We start from the raw sequence: 18051 nt of genomic DNA, 5'->3' as shown, positions 1-18051 counted from the left end.
GGGAAGGGTGCTCCGAACACACCACGAGGGGAAGCCCCAGCCCTCATAGGGTCAGGTCAGCGGCACCTTTCTGCTATCGGAACGTCAGATCGCCCAATTCCGCTGAATACACAGGGTTAATCGTGACCGCGCAATCTCAATGGCGTGATGGTGAGCGTTGGAGAAGGGGCCGATAGTCCAACGACCCGAACTCGCCCCCGCCGCCGACCTGCGCGTGATCACCTCCACGGCAACCTCAGTCGAGGGTGCCCGCCCCCGGACCAACCGCCCGGCCCCGGAGTGGGCTCTCTCCCGCATGGTCGTCGAACCGGTCACCGACCCATCGCCCACCAAGCTGCCGCGCTGCTTGCAGACGCTGACAGTCACGGCCGCAAGTACGTCATCGACGTCATGCTCAGCGCGACCGCCCTCGCCGCACCCGGCCCCGTCACGATCCTCACCTCCGATCCCGAGGACCTGACTACCGCACCACGCTTTACGGGCAGCGGTTGCCACAGGGGCGGCGGATGAAGGTCAGCAGTTCGACGTCGCAGGCGAAGTAGAGCGGGTGGCGGGCCGGAGTCCGTTCGGCGGTGATCTCCATCCTCTTCGGCTCGGGCCTACGCCGAGACCCGCTGCCTCTCCTTGAGCGACGAGACCCGGACTGCGGCCGAGGGCGTCGCACTGACCCTCGATGATCAAGAGAGTGGTCATGGTTGGAGGGTCTCGGCCCTCGGTTCATCGGGCGATCCGGTAGAGGTGTTCGGGGCGGCCGGTGGCTCCGTAGCGGAGTTCGAGGCGGACCATGCCCTCCCGGACGAGGTAGGAAAGATATCGCTGGGCCGTGGCGCGAGAGACGCCGGTGAGTTCGGCGGCCTGGGCGGCGGACAGGGGGTCGTGGGCGGTGCGCAGGACCTGGTGCAGGAGGGCGAGGGTGGGTGCGGAGTGCCCTTTGGCAGGGACGCGGGGGACGGCCGGGGGGCGGGCGGCGCTGAAGAGGGCGTCCACGTCGGCCTGGTCGGTGCGTGGGGCGAGGCCCAACGCGGCTACGCGGTGCTGGAGTTCGCGGTAGGCGGTGAGCCGTTCGGCCAGGTCGCCGGAGCCGAACGGCTTGACCAGGTAGCCCACGGCGCCGAGCTTCATGGCGGTCCGTACCGAGGTGATGTCCCGGTCGGCGGTGATCATGATGACGTCGGGGCGGGCGCCGCCCTCGTCCGAGCTGAGCTGCCGCAGCACGTCGAGGCCGCTGCCGTCCGGCAGGAAGACGTCGAGCAGCAGCAGGTCGGGGTGGAGGGTGCGCACCGCGTCCAGCGTCTCGGCCACCGTCGCCGCCCGGCCAACCACCTCGAAGTCCTCGACGCGGGACGCGTAGTCGCAGTGGATGTGGCTGACCCGGAAGTCGTCGTCCACCACCAGGGTCCGGATCATCCGCGATCACCTCCTGTCGGCGAGGCCGTCGTGAACTGTGCGTCCCGCGGTACGGGGGTGGTGTCCGGTAGGGGCAGTACGACGGTGAAGACCGCGCCCGGCCCCTCGCTGACCGTGATCGTCCCGCCGTGCCGCTGGGTCAGCCGGTGGACCAGGGCCAGGCCCAGCCCGCGCCGGGCGGTGCCCCGGTCGGGCCGGGTCGACCAGCCGTCCTCGAAGATCGACTCGGTGGCGCCCGGCGGAATCCCCGGGCCGCTGTCGGCGACCCGCACCATCACCAGGTCGACGGCCTCGACCAGCGAGAGCAGCACCTCCCGGCCGCCCGCCGGGGGCGGTCCGCCGGAGGCCGCGTCGATCGCGTTGTCCAGCAGGTTGCCGACGATGGTCAGCAGCCGGCGCAGATGCGGCGGGTCCTCGCCGAGCGCGGAGTCCTCACTGAGCACCATCCGTACCCCGCGTTCCGCGGCCACCGTGGTCTTGGCGACGATCAGCCCCACGAGCAGCGCGTTGCCGATCCGTTCGCGCACGGACTCGGTCAGCGCCTGCTCGGCGCCGGCCGACTCGACGGCGTACTCGAAGGCGGCGTCGTGGTCGCCGATGTCCAGCAGCCCGGCCACGGTGTGCATACGGTTGGTGAACTCGTGCTGCTGGGCGCGCAGGGCGTCGGTCAGCCCGCGCACCGAGTCCAGTTCGCGCAGCAGCCCGATCAGCTCGGTGCGGTCGCGTACGGTGACCACCGCGCCCAGTTCACGGCCGTGCAGCGTCACCGGCATCCGGTTGACCACCAGGCAGTGGTCGTCGGTCAGCACGTTGAGGTCGGTGCCGGTCAGGGCGCCGTCCAGGGCGCGGCGCAGCCGCCCGTCGGGCAGCACCTCGTCGAGCCGGCTGCCGAGCGCCGTACCGAGGCCGAGCAGAGTGCGGGCCTCGTCGTTGACCACGGTGATCCGGCCGTCGGGAGCGAAGGCGAGCACGCCCTCCCGGATGCCGTGGAGCATGGCCTCGCGATCCTGGAACAGTCCGGCGATCTCCTCCAGCTCCAGCCCGAAGGTCGACCGCTTCAGCCGCCTGGCCAGCAGGAACGCGGCAGCCGAGCCGAGGGCGACGGCGATCGCGCTGTACAGGCCGAAGGTGGGCAGCTCCCGCCACAGCTCGCCGAGCACATCGTGTTCCGGGATGCCCGCCGAGACCTCGCCGACCAGCGTGCCCGTGGGCCCGTACAGCGGAGCCTTGCCGTTGGCCGACCGCCCCGTCGCGCCCTGGTCGGAGCCGACGTGGGGACGGCCGTCGAGGACCACGATCGGATCGCCCACCGGCTCGCCGATCAGCGCCGGGTCGGGGTGCGAGTGGCGGACGCCTCGTAGGTCGATCACGACCACGTACGACGCCCCCGACGCCTTGCGGATCCGTTCGGCGACCGTCTGCACGACGTCGCCACCACCGCCGTACTCCATGGTGTGCCGGATCTGCGGGTCGGCGGCCGTGGTCTGCGCGATGTCCAGCGCACGCTGCTCGTAGGCACGGTCGATCTCGGCCCGCTGGGCGAACGCGAACAGAACGAAGCCGATGGCTCCGGTGAGGGCCAGGATGGCCAGCTGGTTGGCCAGGATCCGCGCGGAGAGCCTCCCCTTCCCGCCGCGGCCGATCCTGATTCGGATGGGCATCACAGGTGCCTTCGCCCTTGTCGTACGGCCGGGCCCGGCCCCTTCGCCGTACCCGTGGTGGCGTGATTGTGTCCCACCACGGACATTCTGCCCACCCCCCGAACCACTGAGCAGAATGCGCAGAACCCCCGTTAACACGACTAACGCGGGATACGTCTGAAACAGCGACGTAACACCGCACGGCCTCTAGCGTCTGCCTTCCTCGACCTCCGAGGACCTCCGAGAGGGGAAGGAGACAGCCTCAGATGGCTTCGCGAAACGACGTCGCGACGGGCCCCGTCGCCGAGACGACCGGCCAGGACAGCGCGCGAGTCGAGATCTCAGGGCTCACCAAACGGTTTCTGACTCCCGCGGGTGAGGTGTTCACGGCACTCCAAGACGTCTCGTTCACCGTGGAGCCGGGCCAGTTCTGCGCGGTGGTCGGCCCGACCGGCTGCGGCAAGTCGACGACGCTGAGCATGGTGTCCGGGCTCGACCGGCCCAGCGAGGGCTCGGTCAAGGTCGGCGGCCGTGAGGTGGACGGCGTCACCGACGGCGTCAGCTTCATGTTCCAGACCGACGCCCTGCTGCCCTGGAAGACGGTCCTCGGCAACGTCCTGATGGGCCCCGTCTTCCGCAGGGTGCCCAAGCAGCAGGCCCACGCCTCGGCACGCGACTGGCTGCGCCGGGTGGGCCTGACGGGGTTCGAGGACCGCTACCCGCACCAGCTCTCCGGCGGCATGCGCAAGCGCGTGGCGATGGCCGCGGCGCTCATCAACGAACCCAAGATCCTGATCATGGACGAGCCGTTCGGCGCCCTGGACGTGCAGACCAAGGCGATCATGTCGACCGAACTCCTCGGCCTGTGGGAGCAGATCCGTCCATCGGTCATCTTCATCACCCACGACCTCGACGAGGCCGTGGCGCTCGCCGACCGGGTCGTCGTCATGACGTCCAGCCCCGGCTCGGTCAAGGCGGTCTTCGACATCGACCTGCCGCGCCCGCGCGGCGCGGTCCAGGAGATCCGCTTCCAGCCCCGCTTCATCGAACTTCAGCACCAGATCTGGGACTGCCTGCGTGAAGAGGTGGAGCGCGCCTACGCACGCACCGCAGGAGGTACGGCATGAGTACGACGTCCGCTGTTTCCACCGCCCCGGCCGCGAACGGCTCCCAGGTCTCGGCCGCGGCCGCCGCCAGGAGCGCCGTCCGGCGGCGTACCGCGTTGGTGTGGGCGGGACGGGTCGGGCTCGCGGTCTTCGTCCTCGGTGGCTGGCAGGCTTTCACCGCCTGGGGGATCGTCGACCCGTTCTTCTTCGGGCAGCCGTCCGGCATCGCCAAGCGGCTGGTCGACCTCTTCCGGCACGGCACCGAGTTCGGGTCCTTCTACTCGAACATCTGGACAACGATCCAGGAGGCGCTCGTCGGCTTCGCCCTCGGGGCCGTCACCGGAGTGGTCTTCGGCGTCGCGCTCGGCCAGAGCCGCTTCCTCGCGGACGTGCTGGGCCCCTACATCAAGATGGTCAACGCGATCCCGCGTATCGTCCTCGGCTCGATCTTCATCGTCGCGTTCGGCATCGGCGTGCTGCCGAAGATCCTGCTCGCCGCGGTGCTGGTGTTCTTCATCGTCTTCTTCAACGCCTTCCAGGGCGTCCGCGAGGTCGACCGCAACATCCTCGCCAACACCAGGGTCCTGGGCGCCTCGCAGCTGCAGATCATCCGGCACGTCACCGTGCCCTCCGCACTCACCTGGATCATCGCCAGCCTGCACAGCGCCTTCGGCTTCGCCATCGTCGGCGCGCTGGTCGGCGAGGTGCTCGGCGCGCAGAGCGGCCTCGGCCTGGTCATCAAGACCGCGCAGAACAACTTCGACCCCAACGGCGTGTTCGCCACGATGCTCGTGATCTCGGTCATCGTGCTCGGCGCCGAGTGGCTGATCGGCAAGCTCGAACACCGGTTGCTGTCCTGGCGCCCGCCGGCCCCGACCGAGGCGAACTCCCTCTGACTCCCCGCGCTTACCCCCCTCTTCATCTCAACACCCTCAGCAAAGGAATGTGATCAACCATGTCCAGACGACCCGCCGCCGTCGCCGCGTCCGTCCTGACCGTTCTCGCCCTCGGCGCCGTCAGCGCCTGTTCCGGCAACTCCTCGGCCTCGACCGGCGGTTCGGGCTCCACCCCGACCGTCAAGCTCATGGCCGGCGGCCTCGACAAGCAGATCTACCTGCCCTACCAGCTCGCCCAACAGCTCGGCTTCTACAAGAAGTACGGCGTCAACGTGCAGCTGAGCACCGAGCAGGACGGCGGCGTGGGCGCCGAGGAAGCCATGGCCTCGGGGCAGGTGGACATGGCGGGCGCCTGGTACAACCACACGATCGAGTTCCAGGCCAAGGGCAAGGCAGTCGAGGACGTCGTGCAGCTCTCCGGAGCGCCGGGCGAGCGCGAGATGTGCACCACCAAGTCGGGCGTCCACTCAGCCGCCGACTTCAAGGGCAAGACCCTCGGCGTCACCGACCTGGGGTCGGGCACCGACACCCTCACCCAGTTCCTGGCCGCCAAGAAGGGCATAAAGACCAGCCAGTTCCACCGGATCGGAGTCGGCGCGGGCTCCACCGCCATCGCCGCGCTGCAGAACGGCAAGGTCGACTGCGTCATGACGACGCAGCCGACGGTGGCCGCGATCCAGAAGAAGGGCGTCGGCACATCCGCGATCGACCTGGCCATCACCTCCGGCGCCACAGCGGCGATGGGCGGCGCCTACCCCGCCGCCAGCGTGCTCGCCCGCACCGACTGGGTGAACTCCCACAAGGCCACGGTGCAAAAGGTCGTCGACGCGCTCGTCGCCACCATGCACTGGATCAACACGCACAGCGCGGCCGACATCGCAAACAAGCTGCCGCAGTCGTTCGTGCAGAACCAATTGGTGACCAAGGCCGACTACATCTCGGCCCTGAACGAGGACAAGGGACAGTTCCTCCCGGACGGTCTCATGCCGGCCGGCGGTCCGAAGACCTCTCTGGCGACGGAGAAGCTGGTCGGCAACGTGAAGGGGTCGGTGGACCTGAGCAAGACGTTCACCAATGACTTCGCCGTCCAGGCCAACAAGACCGAGGGCTTCAAGACGACCACGACCCCGGCCGGGCCGAACGGCTGAGCCCGCTCCATGCCCGAGGCCGCCCAGCTGATTGCCAGTTGGGCGGCCATCCGGCTTTCCCGAGCGGACGGGTCAGCGGACCGGCAGCACGGTGGTGTGTTCCTCGCGTACGGCCTGAAGGGAACGGGGGTCGAGACCGAGCAGGCTCAGGATCGTCGGTGCGATCTGCTTGGTCTGCACGCTCGCGGAGTCGCGCACCCCGTCCGGGACGGAGGCGCCGGACACGACAAGGGGTACGGCGAGGTCGTCGGAGTGGCCGCCGCCGTGCTCGGCGATCTTCTTGGTGCCGCCGGTGTAGACGACGCCGTACTGCGCGACTCCGAAGAGGTCCGGGACCCGGGCGTCGCCGGGCTTGACGTGGAAGTAGTCGGCGGCGGCCTGGCCGGCGTAGACCTTGCTGAGCCCGCTGTGGGTGTAGCCCTTGGGTGCCTTGTTGATGTCGGTGCCGGTGCCGTTCTGTGCGAGCAGGTACTTCTTGGCGAACGCGGTGGCGGCTGCGGAGCGGTCGGAGAGCCAGAGCAGCATGGCGTCGTCGTCCACGGCGTGGGTCACCAGGTCGGGGGCGGCCGGGGTGGAGCTTCTTCCAGGCGGCGTTGAGGCCGTCAAGGAGCGGGCCGTCGTCGACGCGGGTGAGCGCGGCGGGGTCGGTGGGCGACTGGCCGTGCTTGGCGGAGAGGATGACGGTGGTGCTGCCGGAGAGGTGTCGCTTGGCGATCTCGGCGGTCAGGGCGCCGATCTCCGTGTTGACGAAGTCCAGGTTCTTCACCAGCAGCGGGCCCGGGACGTTCTTGGCGGTGTAGCCGCCGGTGAGGCCGTCCGAGGCGGGCAGCTTCTGCGCGGTGGAGACCGACTGGAAGTTGAGGCCGAAGATCGCCGGGGTGCCGACCTTGTGGGTGCCGCTGTGGTCGTAGCCGTCGATCTCGTTGAGGACGGCCTTCACCTTGTAGCCGTCGTACTGCTCGGTGGCCTTGTTGTCCGTGGTCCAGTCGTTGCCGGCGGCGTAGCCGAGGGCGTCGCTGTTGATCTCCGGGGTGAACAGGTCCTGAACGCCGGTGCCGGAGGGGCCGTTGAGGATCTCGTAGGCGGCGTGCTTGTCCGACCACGCGGTGCGCAGACCGGCCTGGCGGGCCACCTCGAAGATCGTGTTCACCTTGAGGTAGGAGTGCGGGGAGACCGGCTTGCAGGTCTTCGGGTCGACGGGCAGCTTCGACGCGTTGATCAGGCTCTGCGGGTGGCCGGTCATCGACAGGATGCTGTCCGGCAGGCCCGCGAGGCCCTGGCCGGCATCGATGGATGCCTGGTTCTTGTCCAGGTCCTCGGTGAGGTCCACCTCGACCCCGGGCTTGACGCCCTTGCAGCTGGTGGTTCCCGCCGGGAGGAGCGCGGCGTTGTAGGTGTCGTCGTAGTAGACGCCCGTGGTGCCGGGGCTGCCGCCGGTCGCCTGGGCGACCATGCCGGGGAAGGAGTCGGACGGCGTGGTGGTGCGGGCGTGGGTGTACTCCACGCCGCCGCCGACCAGTTGGGCCAGCGCGGACTTCGGGTGCCCTGCGGTGTACCAGGCCAGGTCCGACTGGTGCAGCCCGTCGACGGAGACCAGCAGGACGTGCCGGGCGGCGGCCGGGCGGTGGGTGGCGGCGAACGCGGCGGGCTGGGCGGCGGTCACCCCGGTGAGAACTCCGGTCGCGGCGAGGACGACTGCGGTCCTGACGTGGCGTCTGGACATCTGGTCTCTCCCGGATGTTCGGGGCGGCTGCGGGTGCCGGGCCCATCAGAGGCCCGCCTCGTGTACCGGAACCGGCGCACGTGTGAACACACCCGGAATGCGCGGTCGGGTCTTCACCAAGCGGACCTGGTTTTCCCCAAGAAGGAGACGTTCGCAGGGCTGCGGTCTTGAAGCGGGGAGAGTCGGCGGAGGCGCCGGGACATGCGAGCGTCGCGCGCGTGATGGCACCGACCGTTCCTGAACGCCGGCCCACTTTCTTGTGACGCTCTCACCTCATCTGGACGAACCTGGAGCGCCCGTCTCACCTCTACATGATGTAGTAGCCGAGTATGGAGAAGCTGGACATGGCCGCCCATACCGTCGACACCGGAGTGTGGCGGCGTTACACACGACCGCCCGCCGCCGACCGGCCGCGGGCTTCCGACGACGCGGACAACCCCCAGCAGTGGCACCGGGCCATGACGCTGATCGGCACGATCAGCCTGTTCATCGGCACCCGCTCGGCCTGGACCCAGGCGATGCTCTCCGATCCGCCCGTCGCCGCGGTCATCTCCGTCTGTTACGCCGGGATCCTCGTGTGCGGGGTACTCGCACTCGCCGTACGAGGCCGGCGGGCCCTGGTCCGGGTGGACGCCGGAGTTCTCGTCCTCGCGGTGGTCCTGGTGGTCTGCGGTTACTGGCTGAACCACGCCGGTACCGACGAGGGCGTACTGACCGCGCAGGCCGCCGACCAGATCGTGCACGGCCGCCCCGTCTACGGACAGCCCTGGCCCTGGCTGTTCGGCACATCCCATTCCGGCCTGACCAAGACGATGTCCGGCTCCGCGGACTACACGTACGGCTATCCCCCGCTGACCGCCCTGCTCGCAGCTCCGGTCCACGCCCTCCTGCACACGTCGGCCGCCGCCACTCTGGTCACCACGGGGGCGCTGATCGCCGGAACGGTCACGCTGTGGCTGCTGCTGCCCGCCCCCTGGCGGTCGGCGGCCACCGCTGTGTGCCTCGGCTTCGGCATCCTCCCCGGCTACGCCCGCTCCGGCTACCCGGCGATCGTCGCCCTGGCCCTGCTGATCCCGGTGACGGTCTACTGGCCGACCACCGGAGCAGGCGGACGCCTGGGACAGAGCGGGGTCCTGCGGGCCGTATGCCTGGGAGCCGCCTGTGCCACTCAGCAACTGGCCTGGTTCTTCGCCCCGTTCCTGCTGATCGGCCTGTACGCGGTACGACGTGGCGAACTCGGGGCCCGCCCCGCGGCGGCCGTACTGGCCCGTTTCGCCGGAGTCGCAGCACTGACATGGGCAGCCATCAACGCCTACTTCGCCACTCAGGGCTTCTCCGCCTGGCTGCACGGACTGCTGCTGCCCCTCACCCAGAAGGCGATCCTGCACGGCCAGGGCCTGATGGGCATCTCCTACTACTTCACCGACGGCAGCAGCCGCCTCGACTACTACTCCTACGCCAGCGAACTCCTGCTCATCGGCCTGCTCGCCGCGACCCTGCTGTTCGCCCGCCGCCTGGGAACGGCTCTGACCGTCCTGCCCTGGCTGTCCTTCTACCTTGCCACCCGCTCCCAGGACGGCTACTTCCTGATGATGACCCCGCTGTGGCTGGCCGCCGCCGCGACAGTCCCCTCCTCGGCCCTGGCCCATGCCTGGCAGCCCCGTATCCCCCGCCTCACCGGCCGCCCCGCGAAGGCCGCCGTGGCGATGGCGCTGGTGACCCCGGCACTGCTGTGCGCCTGCGTCGCCGCCGCCAGCCCGCCGCCCCTGCGCATGGCCCTCACCACTCACCTCACCGGCCGGTCTCACCGCGCCGTCACCTCCGTCACGGTACGCGCGGCCAACACCACCGGCACCGCCCTCACCCCGCACTTCGCCAGCCGCCTCGGCCAGGGCGCCTCCAGCTGGTGGACCATCGCCTCGGGACCCGCCACCCTCGCCCCGCACAGCACGGCCGTGTACGTCGTACGGCCGGTCGGCGGCCACCGCGCACTGCCGGGCGCGCATCGGCGCATGTACCTCATCGCCGTGACCGGCACACCCATGACGATCAGCACCGCACCCATCGAGGGCACCCGGTAGGCCGTGCATCGGTGAGGGGCAGCCAAACGAGAACTCGGCGCCTGCCCGGGAAGCAGCGATCCACAGACGACTCCTGCGGCGGGGACCGTGCGCACGATCGGCCCGCAAGAGGGGCCGACCACACGGTCACCGCCCCTGGGTACGAAGGCCACGGCCACCCGCCGGGCAAGACGTCCTTCGCACCATTCACGTCACCCGGCCGATGGCGAACTCCGGCCGGGTGAGGTCCTTTCGCGTGACGGCCAGGCGCATCGGACTCGCCCACCCGAACCGGGCAGTCCGTCCTCCGAGCGGCTCAGTCGCGCGCCGAGCCGCGGAGGCTACGGCGGAGACAGGCGGGGCGCCGACGCTCCTGGAATTGGGCGTACCCCATGAGGCCGATCAGGACCGTCAGGAGCACGGCCGACGAACCCGGCGTACCCAGATCGAGGCCGCCCTTGGCGACCGGCTTGGTCAGGAAGTCGCCGGCGGTGGCGCCGAGCGGACGAGTCAGCACGAACGCGATCCAGAACAGCAGCACGTTCGGCACCGCGGGCACCTTCATCAGGGCGACGAGCACCAGCAGCACGCCGGTCACGAGCGCCGCCCCGCCGGCGTAGCCGAGGCCCGAACTGTCGGACAGGAAGTCGCCCATCGAGGTGCCGAGGGTGTTGGAGACGAGGATCGCCGACCAGAACAGCGCCTCGCCGCGGAAGGTGACGATGTCCCGGATGACGAACGTCATCCCGGTCCGCTTCCACACGGCGAAGATGACGACCAGAATCGAGATCAGGATCGCCGCGCCGGTCGGGTAGCCGAGGCCGAGACCCTGCGGCCCCCAGCCCAGTGAAGTGGCGCCGTTCGATAGGTACTTGGTGCTGGCGTCGCGGTTCATGAAGTCGGACATCGTGGTGCCGGCCGTGCTGGTCGACAGGATGACCGTCCAGTAGAAGAACGGGTTGTAACGCCTTGAGCGCAACTGCACGACCAGGGTGACCATGAAGATCACGAAGAGTGCAATCGTGGTGAGGAAGTAGCCGAGCTTCAGGGTCTGGGCGAAGAGGTCGCCGGCCGTCTCGCCCAGGGTCGTCGCCGCGATCTTCATGATCCAGAAGGCGAGGGTGACCTCGGGCAGCTTCTTCATCACCGACTTAGCGGTGGCCACGGTCCGCTGGTGGGTACTGGCCACGTCGGTGTCGGTGAGGGCTTCCGGAATCTCCAAGGTGACGGACACTCCTGCCAGGTGGGGGGCGTCGAAGGGCGCCCGTTCCCGTGGAGAGATCAGGCGCCCTGTAATGCATGGTCCGGCCGCGGAAGACGGCCGTGGTGTCCGACTCTGTCGATCAATTCCTGAACGCTTCCTGAACGCCTCCCCGCTGTTCAGGCCGCCTGTCCCGCGATGGGCTCGCGGTCGATGACGTCCTTGCGGGTCACCGTCAGATACACCACCATGCCGAGGATGACCGCCAGGAAGAGGACGCTCGTGACGACGGTGCCGAGTCCGAGGCCGCCGTCGCCAGTCGGCTGGGAGAGGTAGTCGCCGATCGAGGTGCCCAGCGGACGGGTGAGACTGATCAGGCTGCCGACCACGCTGATCAGCGCCACGGCCAGCCAGTACACGCCCGCCCGGTAGGCACGGGTGCGGAACTGGACGACCAGGACGACCGCGAGCAGCGCGCTCATCAACACGGACACACCGGTCAGGCCCAGGCCCGCCTTCTCGTTGAGCAGGTCGGCCGCGGTCTCGCCGACCGTCGTGCACAGGACCTTGATGATCCAGAAGTAGACGGTGATCTCGGGGACTTTGTTGAGGCGGAGGCGGTGTGCGTGCCGGGTTGGACTGTTGGCGTCCCGTACGGCTTCCGGTGTGTCGGACAGTTCGTAGGTCATGAGACACGACCGTGCCACCGGTTGCCTGAACGCATCCTGACTGCGCGTGCTGACCACCTGCCCCACACGTACCGTCCGAGAAGGATGCCCTCCTGTGCATCCGCCTGTCCCACCTGCACATACCGGCGTCCCGTCCCACCCCTGCCCTCGTGACGGAAGAAGGACGCCGTGAACCCTCCCGGTGTTTCCCACTCACCTGTTGACCGTGCGACGAACTGGCTGCGCCGCCCGCTCGGCCGCGCCGTCCTCGTCTCCTACGCCACCGCTCCTGCCGGGGCGTGGCCTGTGATTGCTTGCGCGGCCCGCACACCGTGCCGCTGGGCGGACCGGTCGAGGGGACCGCAGGGCGTGCCCGTTCGGCTTCGCGGCCGGAAGACCTGCCCGTTGTCGAGCCGCGTCACAAGCCGTGGCTTGCCGGGGCCGGTTCTGCCTCGGAGGCGGAGGAACGCCCTCGGCGCCGGAGCGCGGGCAGCGGCGGCGGGGTGAGGAAGCCCTCGGCGCGGGCGCTGGCCAGGCCGATGCGGGGGATGTCGGCGCTCTTGGCGAACAGCAGGAAGCGGGGCTCCCAGACGGGCCGGTACTTGGCGTTGGCGCGGTAGAGCGACTCGATCTGCCACCAGCGGGAGAAGAAGGTGAGCGTCGAGCGCCACAGCCGCAGTACCGGGCCCGCGCCGAGGCGCCCGCCGCGTTCGAAGACCGAGCGGAACATGGCGAAGTTCAGCGACACCCGCGGTACGCCCAACTCCTGGGCACGCAGCAGCAGTTCAACGACCATGAATTCCATCAGGCCGTTCTCGCAGTCGCGTTCCCGGCGCATCAGGTCCAGGGAGAGGCCGTGCTCGCCCCAGGGAACGAAGCTGAGCAGGGCACGCGGTTCACCGTCGGCGTCGCGGCATTCCAGCATCACACAGCGGCCGTCGCCGGGGTCGCCGAGCCGTCCCAGCGCCATGGAGAAGCCGCGTTCGGTCGGTCCGTCGCGCCAGTGGTCGGCCTTGTCGATCAGCAGCGCCATCTCGTCGTCCGCGATGTCCTCGTGGCGTCGGATACGCACCGTGTATCCGGCCCGGCGCACCCGGTTGTGGGCCTGCCGCACCACTCGCATGGCGCGTCCTTCGAGGGTGAAGTCGGCGATCTCCACGATGGCCTCGTCGCCCAGTTCCAGGGCGTCCAGCCCGTGCCGGGCGTAGATGGTGCCGGCCTCCTCGCTCGCGCCCATCACCGCCGGGGTCCAGGCGTGCCGGCGGGCCTCTTCCAGCCACGCGTCGATGGCGCCGGGCCATGCCTCGGGGTCTCCGATGGGGTCGCCGGAGGCCAGGCTGACGCCGCCGACCACCCGGTAGGTGACAGCCGCCTTGCCGCTGGTGGAGAAGATGGCGGCCTTGTCGCGGCGCAGGGCGAAGTAGCCCAGGGAGTCCCGCTCACCGTGCCGGGCCAGCAGCGCGCGCAGCCGCTGTTCGTCGTCCTCGCCCAGCAGGGCGCGACCGCGCGGGGCACGGAAGCAGGCGTACAGGACGAGCAGGAAGGTCGCGGCGATCAGGATGTTGATGAGGACGTCGACCCAGCGCGGTGCGTGCACGGCGTCGACACGGTCGGCGAGCGGCCCGACGCTGACGCCGCGCAGCAGGGTGTACGCGATCTCGTCGGTCAGTGTGGCGCCGGGCAGCTTGTTGGTGGCGGCGACCAGCAGCGTGCCGATCGTGCCGCTGACGAGGAGACCGCCCGCTCCCGCGACGAGGGCCAGCTTCGGGTTGGAGCGGTCCCCGACGGCCGTGAACTCCCCGCGCCCGACGAGCAGCGCGGCCACGAACAGGCCGGTGAGCAGCAGGGAGCCCCAGTTGGTGACGTGCTCGCGGTACGCATCCTGGGTCATGGCCAGTGTGTAGAGCGCGAACAGCCCGCCGGCCAGCAGCAGGTTGAAGATCCACGCGGCCCGTTTGCGGCGCCGCATCACCATGGCGAGGAAGAGTGCCAGCGCCGCCGAGACGAGCCCGGCGGTGGCCAGGTAAGGGGTGAAGTACTCACCGACGTTGTGCTCTTGGACCTCGTCGCGGAACGACAGCGAGACCACCGCCGCCAGGTTGAGCACGGCGAGCAGCCGCAGGTACCAGACCGTGGCCGAGGCCGCGCCCCCGCGCAGCCGCGTACGTGGGCGCGATGGCACGGCCGGGGAGGGAACGCGGTCCGTGGGCGTGGGCTGTCGGAGGTTCGAGGGCGAGAGGTGTGCGGGCACCTTGGGAGTTCACCTCGGAAGGGTGGCCGGGGTCACCGGCGTGGACGGGGACGAAAGGGAGGCCGGGGCGGCGGGTTCGGGTACGCGGATCTGATGCATGACCTGGCTTCTTCGCTCGGCGGCGCATCGTACGGCTTCCCGCGCGCCGAGGTCGTCTCCGATGGGCTGGACGGACCCAACCCACGAAGTCACCGGAGGACGGCCTGCGGCAGGTCAACGGGGACACCGCCGCCGCGCCCTCCTGGATATCGACCGGTGCCAGGCCCTGCCGATGGGCCACGGTACGTCGAGGAGGTCGCGCTCAAGCCGTCCCGTTCGCCGAAGAGGCGTCACGCCGGACGGAGTCGGGGGCGCTGGAGCGGACACAGCAGCGGAGCTCACCGCTTCTCCTCCCGCACGCAGGCGATCGACAAGTTGTCCGAGACCGTGCAGTACAACTGCACCCGCATCCCGGCCACATGCTGCGCCGGGCAGAGGAAGACGTTCCTCTCACCGTTGATGCCGTCCGGGTGCCTGCCCAGCCGCAGCGGCGCTCCCTCCGTCCCCGCGTCCAGGTAGAGATCCCAGACCCATTCCCGAGCGGTGCACGCGGTGGCGAGGGCGTCCAACGGAAGCCGTACCTGGAACCGACCGCCGTGACTCTCGGCGGGCAGCCGCGACTCGGCTCGGCCTCCGTCACGGGCCCGGAGCACGAGGGTGGCCCGGTCGGCGACAACTCCGACCAGGGACAGCCGCAGCACGATCCGTCCCTGGCGCGGCCGGACCTCGTCGACCTTCGCGGTGCGCTCCGGGAGCGTGCGAGCTAGTTCGACCATGTGTGACCCGGCCCCTACAGGTGACCCTACAACCTGTAGGGTCATCACCACTTTACCTGCCGTCAGGGGCGAGGGACGGACGATGACCAGAGCCGTGCACACCGTGACACTCGACCGCGTCGGCGGCCACGAGCCGCCACTCGGCCCGGCCGCGGGCTGGAGCCGCAGGGGCCAGTGGTGGCTGGCGGCGGTGGCGGGCGCCTTCGTCCTGGCCCAACTGGTGGTCGTAGGGCCGGGGATGGGGCTGGGCTGGGACGAGTCGGTGTACGTCAGCCAGGTCAGCTCCCACGCCCCGGCATCGTTCTTCAGCGCCCCGCGCGCCCGCGGCATCTCACTGCTGGTGGCACCGGTCGCTTCGTGGTCGTCGTCCACCCCCCTCCTGCGCGTCTACCTGGCACTGCTGGCGGGTCTCGGGCTGTTCCTGGCACTGCGCTCCTGGCGCGGCCTGTTCCCGGTCCAGGTACTCGCGCTGGGCGGCGCCCTGTTCGCGAGCCTGTGGGTGACCGTCTTCTACGGCCCCCAGGCCATGCCCAACTACTGGGTGGCGGTCGGCGCCCTGGCAGGTGTCGGCTGCTTCCTCCAGGCCCGGACCCAGCTCACCCGACGTGGTCCGGTGTGGGGGCTGGCGGCAAGTGCCCTGCTGATGGCGGGGATGCGGCCCACGGACGCGGTGTGGGTGACCTTGCCGCTGCTCTTCGCCCTGGTGGTTCTTCGCCGGTGGCGGCACCGGCGGCTGCTCATCGCTCTGGCGGGTGGTCTGGCGGCCGGGGCGGCCGAATGGGTGATAGAGGCGTACGTCCGCTTCGGGGGCCTCGGCCAGCGGCTGTCCGAGGGATCCGACATCCAGGGCGGTCTGGGCTGGCACGTCGCCATCGGTGACCAACTGCGCAGTCTGGGCGGGCGTTCGCTGTGCCGACCGTGCACCGGCGCGATGCCGAACCCCGCGGTGACGGCCTGGTGGTTCGCTCTGCCGGTGCTGGCGGCCATCGGGCTGGCCGTGGCCGTACGGGGCCGGCGCACGCCGCGCACCGCACTGCCATTGGCGTGCGCGGTGACGGCGGCGATCCCCTATCTGTTCCTGATCGGATACGCCGCGCCCCGCTTCCTGCTGCCCACCTACGCGCTGCTGGCCATCCCGGTCGCCGACGTGCTCGTCCGGCTGGTCACCGCGCCGGGCAGGGCCTGGCGCCCGGTCACCGTGACGCTGGTGACGATGGTTCTGGCCGGGCATCTGGCGGTGCAGTACGCGGTGCTGGCACACACCGTTCAGCGCACCACGGCCGCCCACAAGGGCTGGGAGCGCACCGCCGCCGCGCTGCGCCGGGTGGGTGTACGCCCGCCGTGTCTGCTCACCGGGCCGTCGGCCCTCCCGATCGCCTTCTACGCCGGGTGCGGCTCCGCCAGTACCAGCGGCCCCAATGCCAACGCCGACGCCGTGACCATCACCCAGGCGGCCCAGCGGATGCCGGTCGCCGTCCTCACCACCGGCGCGACCCGTCCGCCGTCCTACGCCCGCGGTTGGAGGCTCATCCGGCTGGAGGGTGCCGTGTATGCCTACATCTCCCCCACCGCACGACAAGATCTCGGCGCCTGACCGCTCCACCCCGGTCCTCGCGGGCCGACTCATCCACCGGCACACAGCCGCCGCCCTCCTCATGCTGTCTGCCGTGGCTGTGCTCGCGGCCCTGCACCGAGCTGTCTGTCATCGACGCCGACACCGAGCGACGCGCCGCGGCCGACCGCTGCCGGCTGGGCCGACTGCGGGCGACGCCATCGCCGTCGTGCGACTTGGCAGTGTTCGCCTCCGGCCCAACAGGGCGCGGTCAGCGAGCCGTTGCCCGCCGGCCGGCTGACGGCCGCGCAATTCGCGGCGTCGCCGCCCGTCGCGTCCTGCTTGCCGGCTGGGGTGCGATTTTTCTGGTGAAGGGCTGAGTTGCGGGAGCGGTGCTTGGGGCTGTGCTCGGGGCGGCTCGTCTACCGTGAAGGTGGAGGAGGGCGTCTGATGGGTTCGCTGTTCGAGGAGTTGGAAGCTCGCGAGGCTGCTGCCCTGGTTCAGGTGGAAGGGCTGGAGGCCGAACTCGTCGAGGTGTCCGGGAGGCTGGACCTGGCTAGGGCGGGGCTGGAGCGGTTGCGGATCGCGCGGGAGACGGTCGCCGAGATGACACCGGCGATGCCCGCGGTGGCGGTCGATGCCGGGCAGCGCCTGGGGCTGAGCGGGTGGTCTCGGCGTAGGCGGGGTCCAGCGGCAAGTCGTCGGGGTGCTGACGGTTCCGGCGAGGACCGTTGAACGTCAACGTGCGACGTCGAATGCGCCCGACGAAAACACTCTCAGCGCTGCACTCGGAACACCCAGGTGCGGTAGGACCAGAAGCGGAAGAGGGTCGCGCACGCGATCCCCGCGATCTTGAAAAGGTTGCTCTCAAGCGCCGAGTCCCAGCCGAAGTCGTACGTCGCGACGTACAGCACCCCGTTCTCGATGACCAGGCCGACGACACTGAAGAGACAGAAGAGAGCGAACTCCACGGCACGACCCCGCGGGTCCCGGTGCCGATAGGCGTAATACCGGAAACCCAGGTAGTTGAAGACCATCGCCACGCTGGTCGCAATGACGCTGCATCGCACCACTGGCATTGACGTGACCGCTCGGCTGAGGTTGAACACGGCGAGATTCACCCCGACGCCCAGCCCACCGACGGCACCGAACCTCACGACCTCACGAAGCAGCGCGGAATGTTCCATGCGCTTCGTGTCTGCCTCATCCGCTGTGTTCACCGGACGCACAGTCCTCCAGAGATTCGGGCTTCGCACGGTCACGCTCAGGGGTGGGCTGCCAAGCCTCCGCCCTTGGCGTGATCTTCCTCGGCACCGTATCGCGGACGTCTGCGCGGGACGGTGAGCTCGCACCCGCGTGCCCGACAGGTGTGGTTCGAGGGGGCCTTCCGTTTTCGAGCGTGAGGGTCCGGACAGCATGCGAGGACAGCGACCGGGCGCCGGGCCGGGCATTGGCCGTTCACGGCGACCCACAGGCACCACAGCTCCAGCGCTCCTCCTTCGCGGCGGGCTACCAACGGGCAAAGCGTCTCGACTTCCCCTTCGCACACCCGAAACGCCGTCCTCGCGTCGGCTCGCCACGACT

At 69.8% G+C, this 18051-nt stretch carries 13 protein-coding genes and 3 pseudogenes; 7 read left to right on the top strand and 9 right to left on the bottom strand.

The window, feature by feature from the left end; all coding sequences use genetic code 11:
- Positions 1 to 157: 157 nt before the first annotated feature.
- Positions 158 to 510, top strand: a pseudogene (locus OHT77_RS15380) (DNA-binding protein).
- 207 nt (positions 511 to 717) lie between these two features.
- Here the strand turns inward: OHT77_RS15380 and OHT77_RS15375 are convergent.
- Both OHT77_RS15375 and OHT77_RS15370 read right to left on the bottom strand, forming a co-directional pair.
- Positions 718 to 1407, bottom strand: coding sequence for a response regulator (locus OHT77_RS15375; protein WP_328828984.1), 690 nt, complete (start codon positions 1405 to 1407; stop codon positions 718 to 720).
- Positions 1404 to 3068 carry a sensor histidine kinase gene (locus OHT77_RS15370; RefSeq protein ID WP_328828983.1) on the bottom strand — a complete coding sequence of 555 codons (1665 nt, stop codon included), beginning with the start codon at positions 3066 to 3068 and terminating at the stop codon, positions 1404 to 1406. The genes OHT77_RS15375 and OHT77_RS15370 overlap by 4 nt, the downstream gene beginning before the upstream one ends.
- Before the next feature lie 245 nt (positions 3069 to 3313).
- Between OHT77_RS15370 and OHT77_RS15365 the strand changes: the two genes are divergently transcribed.
- From OHT77_RS15365 to OHT77_RS15355, 3 genes are read left to right on the top strand one after another with little or no spacing between them, the layout of a single operon-like run.
- Positions 3314 to 4174 (top strand): ABC transporter ATP-binding protein, encoded by an 861-nt coding sequence (locus OHT77_RS15365; RefSeq protein ID WP_217560939.1) that lies wholly within the window; start codon positions 3314 to 3316, stop codon positions 4172 to 4174.
- Positions 4171 to 5049 (top strand): ABC transporter permease, encoded by an 879-nt coding sequence (locus OHT77_RS15360; protein ID WP_328828981.1) that lies wholly within the window; start codon positions 4171 to 4173, stop codon positions 5047 to 5049. The genes OHT77_RS15365 and OHT77_RS15360 overlap by 4 nt, the downstream gene beginning before the upstream one ends.
- A 59-nt stretch (positions 5050 to 5108) precedes the next feature.
- Positions 5109 to 6197, top strand: a complete 1089-nt coding sequence (locus tag OHT77_RS15355; protein ID WP_328828980.1) for an ABC transporter substrate-binding protein — start codon at positions 5109 to 5111, stop codon at positions 6195 to 6197.
- A gap of 72 nt (positions 6198 to 6269) precedes the next feature.
- Here OHT77_RS15355 and OHT77_RS15350 read toward each other — a convergent pair whose 3' ends face one another.
- Both OHT77_RS15350 and OHT77_RS15345 read right to left on the bottom strand, forming a co-directional pair.
- The gene (locus OHT77_RS15350) at positions 6270 to 6737 is read right to left on the bottom strand and encodes a hypothetical protein (protein ID WP_328834505.1); all 468 of its coding nucleotides are present in this window, start codon (positions 6735 to 6737) and stop codon (positions 6270 to 6272) included.
- 904 nt (positions 6738 to 7641) lie between these two features.
- A pseudogene (locus OHT77_RS15345) lies at positions 7642 to 7920 on the bottom strand (alkaline phosphatase family protein); the annotation flags it as partial.
- Between the two features lie 329 nt (positions 7921 to 8249).
- Here OHT77_RS15345 and OHT77_RS15340 point away from each other — a divergent pair.
- Positions 8250 to 10001, top strand: a complete 1752-nt coding sequence (locus OHT77_RS15340; protein ID WP_328828979.1) for a hypothetical protein — start codon at positions 8250 to 8252, stop codon at positions 9999 to 10001.
- Between the two features lie 295 nt (positions 10002 to 10296).
- On the opposite strand, the gene OHT77_RS15335 is transcribed toward OHT77_RS15340, so the two are convergent.
- From OHT77_RS15335 to OHT77_RS15320, 4 genes are all read right to left on the bottom strand, one after another.
- Entirely contained in the window at positions 10297 to 11202 is a 906-nt protein-coding gene (locus tag OHT77_RS15335; protein WP_328828977.1) for a COG4705 family protein, read from the bottom strand.
- A gap of 158 nt (positions 11203 to 11360) precedes the next feature.
- A complete protein-coding gene (locus tag OHT77_RS15330) occupies positions 11361 to 11870 on the bottom strand; it encodes a hypothetical protein (protein WP_328828976.1) in 510 nt (169 codons plus the stop codon).
- Positions 11871 to 12267: 397 nt separating this feature from the next.
- On the bottom strand, positions 12268 to 14031 hold the full coding sequence (locus OHT77_RS15325; protein WP_328828975.1) for a phosphatidylglycerol lysyltransferase domain-containing protein: 1764 nt from the start codon (positions 14029 to 14031) through the stop codon (positions 12268 to 12270).
- 446 nt (positions 14032 to 14477) lie between these two features.
- Positions 14478 to 14915 carry a hypothetical protein gene (locus OHT77_RS15320; protein ID WP_328828973.1) on the bottom strand — a complete coding sequence of 146 codons (438 nt, stop codon included), beginning with the start codon at positions 14913 to 14915 and terminating at the stop codon, positions 14478 to 14480.
- An 82-nt stretch (positions 14916 to 14997) separates the two neighbouring features.
- On the opposite strand from OHT77_RS15320, the gene OHT77_RS15315 reads away from it, so the two are divergent.
- Together OHT77_RS15315 and OHT77_RS15310 are read left to right on the top strand one after the other, a co-directional pair.
- A complete protein-coding gene (locus tag OHT77_RS15315; RefSeq protein WP_443048024.1) occupies positions 14998 to 16509 on the top strand; it encodes a hypothetical protein in 1512 nt (503 codons plus the stop codon).
- A gap of 408 nt (positions 16510 to 16917) precedes the next feature.
- Entirely contained in the window at positions 16918 to 17202 is a 285-nt protein-coding gene (locus tag OHT77_RS15310; RefSeq protein ID WP_328828971.1) for a hypothetical protein, read from the top strand.
- A gap of 53 nt (positions 17203 to 17255) precedes the next feature.
- On the opposite strand, the pseudogene OHT77_RS15305 reads toward OHT77_RS15310, so the two are convergent.
- Positions 17256 to 17654: pseudogene (locus OHT77_RS15305) on the bottom strand (GtrA family protein); the annotation flags it as partial.
- Positions 17655 to 18051: the final 397 nt, after the last annotated feature.

Origin of the sequence: Streptomyces sp. NBC_00252, assembly GCF_036187565.1 — a bacterium.
Classification (GTDB): Bacteria; Actinomycetota; Actinomycetes; order Streptomycetales; family Streptomycetaceae; genus Streptomyces.
The sequence above is the reverse complement of the archived record's forward strand: the minus strand, read 5'-3'. Positions and strand labels throughout refer to the sequence as shown.

Excerpts from the sequence above, each read along its gene's own strand:
- OHT77_RS15370 (WP_328828983.1), bottom strand. The coding sequence starts at position 3,068 with ATGCCCATCCGAATCAGGATCGGCCGCGGCGGGAAGGGGAGGCTCTCC.
- OHT77_RS15375 (WP_328828984.1), bottom strand. The coding sequence starts at position 1,407 with ATGATCCGGACCCTGGTGGTGGACGACGACTTCCGGGTCAGCCACATC.
- OHT77_RS15355 (WP_328828980.1), top strand. The coding sequence starts at position 5,109 with ATGTCCAGACGACCCGCCGCCGTCGCCGCGTCCGTCCTGACCGTTCTC.
- OHT77_RS15330 (WP_328828976.1), bottom strand. The coding sequence starts at position 11,870 with ATGACCTACGAACTGTCCGACACACCGGAAGCCGTACGGGACGCCAAC.
- OHT77_RS15340 (WP_328828979.1), top strand. The coding sequence starts at position 8,250 with ATGGAGAAGCTGGACATGGCCGCCCATACCGTCGACACCGGAGTGTGG.
- OHT77_RS15315 (WP_443048024.1), top strand. The coding sequence starts at position 14,998 with ATGACCAGAGCCGTGCACACCGTGACACTCGACCGCGTCGGCGGCCAC.
- OHT77_RS15310 (WP_328828971.1), top strand. The coding sequence starts at position 16,918 with ATGGGTTCGCTGTTCGAGGAGTTGGAAGCTCGCGAGGCTGCTGCCCTG.
- OHT77_RS15360 (WP_328828981.1), top strand. The coding sequence starts at position 4,171 with ATGAGTACGACGTCCGCTGTTTCCACCGCCCCGGCCGCGAACGGCTCC.
- OHT77_RS15365 (WP_217560939.1), top strand. The coding sequence starts at position 3,314 with ATGGCTTCGCGAAACGACGTCGCGACGGGCCCCGTCGCCGAGACGACC.
- OHT77_RS15320 (WP_328828973.1), bottom strand. The coding sequence starts at position 14,915 with ATGGTCGAACTAGCTCGCACGCTCCCGGAGCGCACCGCGAAGGTCGAC.